Origin of the sequence: Mesorhizobium sp. M8A.F.Ca.ET.021.01.1.1, assembly GCF_003998025.1 — a bacterium.
Lineage (GTDB): Bacteria > Pseudomonadota > Alphaproteobacteria > Rhizobiales > Rhizobiaceae > Mesorhizobium.
The window spans coordinates 1-3,463 of the sequence record NZ_RZSJ01000624.1 but is presented as its reverse complement, the minus strand read 5'-3'; the positions used below and the strand labels follow the sequence as shown (position 1 = coordinate 3,463).

The window sequence follows — 3,463 nt, the reverse complement described above, 5'->3', positions numbered from 1 at the left end:
CCGGTCGCTTTCAACACCCTGGCCGACGCTAACGCTGCCGCCAACCAGATCGCCCAGAGCGCCGCCGCCGGCACGGCGGTCGGGATCACCGCCTCGGCGACGGATCCCGATGCCGGCTCGACGATCACCTACAGCATCGACGACTCGCGCTTTGCCATCAACGCCAGCACCGGCGTCATCACACGCTCGAGTACCGGCACGCTCAACGCCCAGTCCGAGCCGTCGGTCGCCCTCACCGTCACGGCGACCTCGTCCGATGGCAGCATCGATACCCATGCCTTCAACGTCAACGTCACGGCCCACCAGCTGCCGACGTCGGTGACCTTGTCACACACAATCCTGACTTCGCAGTGGTCGCCGCCGAGTCCCGACCCGACTGATATCGTCTATATCTCTCACCTCGGCACGTTGCTGGTTGCCGACAGCGAAGTCGAGGAGATACCTGCGCTTTTTACTGGCAAGAATCTCTACCAGATGAATTTGAACGGCACCCTTGCGGGCACGCTCACGACCGTCAAGTTCTCCGATGAGCCGGCCGGGGTGGCTTATAATCCTGCTAACCACCATCTCTTCTTCGCGGACGACACTGCCCCGAAGAGCGTGTACGAGCTCAACCCCGGTATAGACGGGCTTTACAACACGTCCGACGATAAGGTGACCTCTTTCAAGACATCCGCGTTCGGCAGTTCGGATCCGGAGAGCGTCGCCTATGACCCGAACCATAAAGTCTTGTATGTCGCGGATGGCTCAACCCAGACGATTTACGCCGTCTCACCGGGTCCCAACGGCAAATTCGACGGCGTCGCGAGTACGGGCGGCGACGACATCGTGACGAGTTTTTCTGCGCAAGCGCTGGGGAACCCTGGCGACGAAAGTATTGCGTATGACCAAGTCAACGACCTCCTTTATATCATTACGTCGACAAAGTCGGTAGCAATGGTGACGCGTACCGGGCAGTTATTGGGCACGCTCGATATCTCCGCAGCCCACGCGCACAAACCATCGGGAATAGCGCTGGCGCCGAGCAGCGACGATCCGAGCCACCATATGAGCCTGTACATCGTGGATCGGGGCCTGGATAATGACCCATATCCAACCGAAAATGACGGCAAGATCTATGAATTCCAATTGAATGGTTGGCTGCTCGCCTGATCCGGCAGGACGCGTTGCTTCAAGGTCCTGTCGTGATCCATTTCACTGCAGCCTGCCCGGATGCCCAGCAAGCACATCGCCTCCACACACGCCTCTGACAGCCGGAGTCCTCGATCGCCGCGGATCGGACCTGGCCGTGGCGTCGATATCAGGGCCTAGCGAGGCCCAAGTGCGGAAAACGGCGGCAAAGGAGTTCTGCGATGTCCAAACCACATCGGCTTCCAGATAGCGGCAATGCAATCGGACTGCTCGCGACGGAGCTCGGTTCGACGCCCCTCCTCAAAGGCCTTCAACCGCTCGATGACGGCTCGGTTGCGGAGCACGTGCATGGCGATGACGGCGTGTCGCAGGCTTCCGGGGCATCCGATGGCGTCAGCCTCGCCGTCGAAACCGGCAAACACAGTGACAGCCAAAGCGCCGTCCCGATCACGGCAACCGGTGGCGAGTTGATCGGGCTGGCGGACGCGGCAGCCGGGCTTGGCATCCATCCGGATAGCACCTTTCTCGACAGCGTGGCGACGAAAGACACCGGCCTCAGGCAGTTTGCGGGAACGGGCCATGCCGGCAGCGGCGTCACCTTCACCGCCCCTACCCCCATCGCTGACGCCGGCACGGTCTCGACCGGCGCTAGTGTCACCACCAGCAGCAGCTTTCTCGCCGCCAGCTCTAGTGCGATCGACCCGATCTTCGAGACAAGGGTGGCGACCGCCGGCGACGATGTCGAGGAGAAGGGCTCCGGTACGATCTCGAGCAACATCAGCGATCTGGAACTGGGCTATGACGGCAGCACCCGCCAGACGGTCGGCCTCCGCTTCACCAGCATCGACCTCCCGAAGGGCGCGATCATCACCAACGCCTATATCCAGTTCCAGGCCAATGAGGTGAAGACCGGCGCGGCGTCGCTGCTCATTCAAGGCGATAATGTTGACGACGCCAGCCCTTTTACGGCCGTCAGCTTCAACGTGTCCGCGCTTCCGAGGACGACAGCCTCCACGGCCTGGACGCCGGACCCGTGGACCATTGTGGGCGAGCATGACATGGCCGAGCGCACGCCTGACCTTTCGACGATCGTGCAGGAGATCGTCAACCGCTCGGGCTGGGCCGCGCTCAACGACATGGCATTTTTGGTCAGCGGCACTGGCACGCGCACGGCCGATTCCTACGAATACAATCCGGCCAGCGCGCCACTGCTGCACATCGAATATCTGCTGCCAGGATCCGGCAATCCAGTAGCTTTCAACGCACCGCCCGACGCCGATCCCACCACCAACCAGATCGCCGAACTCGCCGCGGCGGGGGCAGCCACCGGGATCACAGCATCGGCCACCGATCCCGACGCGGGCTCGACCGTCACCTACAGCATCAATGACACGCGCTTCGCCATCAATTCCAGCAGCGGCGTCATCACGCGCTCGGCCACCGGCACGCTCGACTTCGAGACCCAGTCGTCGATCAATCTGACAGTGACGGCAACCTCGTCCGACGGCAGCACCGCCAACCAGGCCTTCAGCCTCGCCGTCCTCAACAGCCCTGAGCCGGTGGCGTTCAACAACCCGCCGGATGCCAACACCGCCGCCAACCAGGTTGCCCAGAACGCCGCCGCCGGCACGGCGATCGGCATTACAGCATTGGCGACGGATCCCGATGCCGGCTCGACGATCACCTACAGCATCGACGACCCGCGATTTGCCATCAACGCCAGCACCGGCGTCATCACACGCTCGGGCACCGGCACGCTTAACGCGGCCTCGGAGCCTTCAGTCAACTTCAACGTGACCGCAACCTCGTCCGACGGCAGCACCGATACCCATGCCTTCAGCGTTGCTGTCTCCGAGACGGGCAACACCACGCCTGTAATCATCGAGACAAGGGTGACGACCGCCGGGGACGATGTCGAAGAGAAGGGCTCCGGGGCGATTTCGACCAACGTCACCGACCTGGAGCTCGGCTATGACGGCTCCACCCGCCAGACGGTCGGCATGCGCTTCACCGGCATCAACATCCCGCAGGGCGCCATCGTCACCAACGCCTACATCCAGTTCCAGGCCAACGAGGTGAAGACCGGCGCGACTTCGCTGCTCATCCAGGGCGATAAGGTCGACGACGCCAGTCCTTTCACCACCGCCAACTTCAACGTGTCCTCGCTTCCCAGGACGGCCGCATCCACGGCCTGGACGCCGGACCCGTGGACCATTGTGGGCGAGCATGGCGCTGCCGAGCGCACGCCTGACCTCTCGGCGATCGTGCAGGAGATCGTCAACCGCTCGGGCTGGGCCGCGCTCAACGACATGGCATTTTTGGTCAGCGGCAC

General features: G+C 62.8%; 1 protein-coding gene and 1 pseudogene. Both read left to right on the top strand.

Features of this window, described 5'->3' with window-relative positions:
• A pseudogene (locus EOA36_RS30985) lies at positions 1 to 1,152 on the top strand (RTX toxin); the annotation flags it as partial.
• 200 nt (positions 1,153 to 1,352) lie between these two features.
• On the top strand, positions 1,353 to 3,463 hold a 2,111-nt coding region (locus EOA36_RS30980; RefSeq protein ID WP_189553445.1), incomplete at its 3' end, for a cadherin repeat domain-containing protein.